At 38.7% G+C, this 3,097-nt stretch carries 3 protein-coding genes; all 3 read left to right on the top strand.

All coding sequences use genetic code 11. From position 1 onward, the window contains the following. Positions 1 to 98: 98 nt before the first annotated feature. The 3 genes from D908_RS02565 to D908_RS02580 all read left to right on the top strand — a co-directional run bounded on the left by D908_RS02565 (position 99) and on the right by D908_RS02580 (position 2,835). Positions 99 to 863, top strand: a complete 765-nt coding sequence (locus D908_RS02565) for a hypothetical protein (RefSeq protein WP_005526974.1) — start codon at positions 99 to 101, stop codon at positions 861 to 863. Positions 864 to 1,542: 679 nt separating this feature from the next. After that, the gene (locus D908_RS02575) at positions 1,543 to 2,058 is read left to right on the top strand and encodes a DUF3592 domain-containing protein (RefSeq protein ID WP_000915339.1); all 516 of its coding nucleotides are present in this window, start codon (positions 1,543 to 1,545) and stop codon (positions 2,056 to 2,058) included. A 168-nt stretch (positions 2,059 to 2,226) separates the two neighbouring features. Next, entirely contained in the window at positions 2,227 to 2,835 is a 609-nt protein-coding gene (locus tag D908_RS02580; protein WP_005526971.1) for a hypothetical protein, read from the top strand. Positions 2,836 to 3,097: the final 262 nt, after the last annotated feature.

The raw sequence follows: 3,097 nt of genomic DNA, 5'->3' as shown, positions 1-3,097 counted from the left end.
CGGTGGTTTAAGTTGTTGTGTTTGAGTTTAGTGGTAGTGCGTTGCCAGCCCCTTAGGCGGGCGTTATGTGCCTGAGTGAGTTAGGAGTCATTTGTGAAATGAGTATTCAGTTGAAGCTGATTCAGTTTAGAAAGAAAATCAGGGCAAATAAGAAGAAAGTAATTGATACAATAATTGCAAATCACTCTGCAGACATTTGCATAATTTGCGGTTCTCCAGAGCAATTGACTAGAGAGCATGTGATTCCTCAGTGGGTCTATAATCGTTGTACAAAACGAACATTCAATACAACGACTAACGGCGCTTATCAAACGTACAACAAGACGACGCTACCGGCATGCAAAGATTGCAATTCGAATCTGCTTGGCTACTTGGAAAGGCATTTGAAGCATGAATTTGAAAAAATTGATGTGAGCAAGCAAGAGTTCTCTCAAGAGACCTTAGAGTTAATCGTTTTATGGTTAGAAACTTTAGAGTACAAATTCCAAGTTCTTGACCTTAGAAGAAATCTAAACAAGGTAAAAGGCGCGGAATACATACCTTTTATTGGCAAAATGCCAATAGCAATGTTTCAAGGTCCAATGGATACAAGTCCCTCAAAAGTTTTCTCTAATCTTCGTTCTGCACTGCAAGTATTAAGCGTGGAATCAAAGGTAAACAGGCTTAATTCTCTTTGTGTTATCCATACTACGAACAAAGATTTTCATTTTTTCCACTCTACAAACAACTTTATATTTATTGAGTTAGCCGAGTTTGGGGTCGCGTTTTTCTATTTTTACAAGCAGGAGTTTGACAGTTACAAGGTTGCCGCCGAGTCAGCAATGAGAATCGTCCAAGAAAATTACGATAAAACAGGCACATAACAAAGCATTTAAGAGTGATTCGCAACGCTTGGCAGTTTCGCTTCGCTCAAGTATAGCCAAGCGCCGCTCACACCTTAATGCGGCGTTAGCTATTTAAGTGAATTTCAGGCTGTAGATGTCTGATGTGTGAATAAATGAACAAGGATGATCATAAATGAATAAATATCTGCATAGATTACTCAGTGCAATTATTGCGTTTGTAATGTTTTGTTTGACAATCTATTTCTTTCGAAAAGAGATGTCATTAATCCAGATGCTCCCGTTAGTTGTTATTTTTACAGCAATACCCATTCGCCTATTTTTAATGATTCCGATTAAATGCGACCAAAATGGATGCGAAGGAGTAGCGCATTTAGAAGCTCAGAAAGGCGTGGATAACAAACTCCTGAAGCTCATTTTATTAACTGGTCATAGGTGCAGTGAGTGCAATAACCTTATCAAGTTTCCGAGAAAAAATAGCTAACAAACGCCTCAAGAGGGACTGTCAACGTGTGGCGTTTCCAGTCCCATTGAGCCGCGGTGGTTACAGTTGCTGTGTTTGAGTTTAGTGTTATGCGTTGCCAGCCCCTTAGGCGGGCGTTAGCACAAAATTTTGCGACGAAAGCTGAGCAATCAGGTGATTACGAAATTTGGCTTTCGGTTAATATAAAAGTCAAATTTCTAAACGTTAAATGAACGGATGTTAAAAAAGTACCTACGTATTCTATTGATACTACTATTTTCGCCAATGTTTTTGCTTCTCGTGTATGTCGCTGTTGCAAAGCCGATGAAGGTTGGATTTGGGTGTTATATCTCTCAGAACTGGGATGTAATTCCTGCGAAGATAATTCACGCAGAAGTCGAATCTGTGAAATTTGTAGGTATGGATCGTCATCGGAGAATTTCCTACGGTCCTAAGGTTTCATATGAATATAACTATGGCGGTAAGGTATATGTAAGTAATCGTTATTCATGGGTGAGTTCATATGATAACGGTGAGTTACACGATGCAGCCAAGAGGCTTATATATAGCAAGCAGAAAGGGAAAGAGATAAAAATATTCGTTAATCCAGCAAAACCTAGTGAGTCTGTTATTGAAAGAATGTGCGATAGTTACGCTTCGAAAGTGTATATATTTGGAGCTATTTTCATACTTTCCATCGTCAGTATATTTATCATTGCATTTGTATTTTCAAGACGAAAAAACAATGAGTAACTAGGTGGTGAACTTTTGTGCTAACAAGGCGTTTAAGGCGGATTCACAACGCTTGGCGATTTTGGTTCAAGTTAGTTTAAGTGTTTAAGGTACAATGGTTTAGGTTTGGTGATTAGCGTTGTTCACCACTTAACGCGGCGTTATATGCAAATATTCAATGGAGGATAAATGCCAAAAATTAGTGGTAATGACATCATAAGCGATCTTACAGAAAAGAGTGGTCGTAGATTACTGGTCGTTTCATTTATGACTATTCTAGTGAAGCTTTACGATATCGATTTAGGTGAATTAAATCTGTTCGGCATAAATGTTCCTGCGGATCTCTTTGACCTACTTGCTGTTATTTTAATGGTATATTTCTTTTACACACTGTTGGTCAATTGGTTAGGTGACTTGGCCGGGTTCAAACTTTGGTTCTCAAGCAATAATATACATTCTAATTTTGGAACCAATATGGAGCTTGATAAAAAGTTTTTAAACGGTGGTCGTGAATTATTACGTAGACTCCATGAACTTGAGATTAATGGACAGTTCCCGAATAGTTACGATGAAGTTGACGAAAAACCCAAGCAAAAGTATATAGATTTCAAAACAAACGTTGAACTCTACTGTGTAAGGCTTGAAGGTGCTGGTCAAAGGTTTAGTGCCTTGTCTAAATATGGGCATTTTTATATATGGTTTCAGTCTTTTCTATTACCTATTATTGTATCCGTAATAGCCTTGTACTTGGTTTGTTCGGAAGGATCTTTTCAACTCCCTGTGGGTATTAGCATATAACAAACGCTTTAAGGCGGATTCGCAACGCGTGGCATTTTTAATATGCGTTGATTTTAGTGTTTACGGTGGTGTGCGGAAACATCGCATTGCGTTGCTCACCACTTAAGCGGGCGTTATGCTTAATCCATAAAAATCAGCAGGTTGTGGTTGTCGATTCCTTTAGCATTTCGTTTAGGTTTTGTCGGCAATTCAATATTGTTTGTCGCTGCCTAACGAAGCGGCAATGTATCTGGCGCTGTAACTTCTGAGTGATTGCCTCATT

Source organism: Vibrio mimicus CAIM 602 (assembly GCF_000338875.1).
Classification (GTDB): domain Bacteria; phylum Pseudomonadota; class Gammaproteobacteria; order Enterobacterales; family Vibrionaceae; genus Vibrio; species Vibrio mimicus.
Note: the sequence above shows the minus strand (reverse complement) of the source record. Positions and strands in the feature narration are given on the sequence as shown.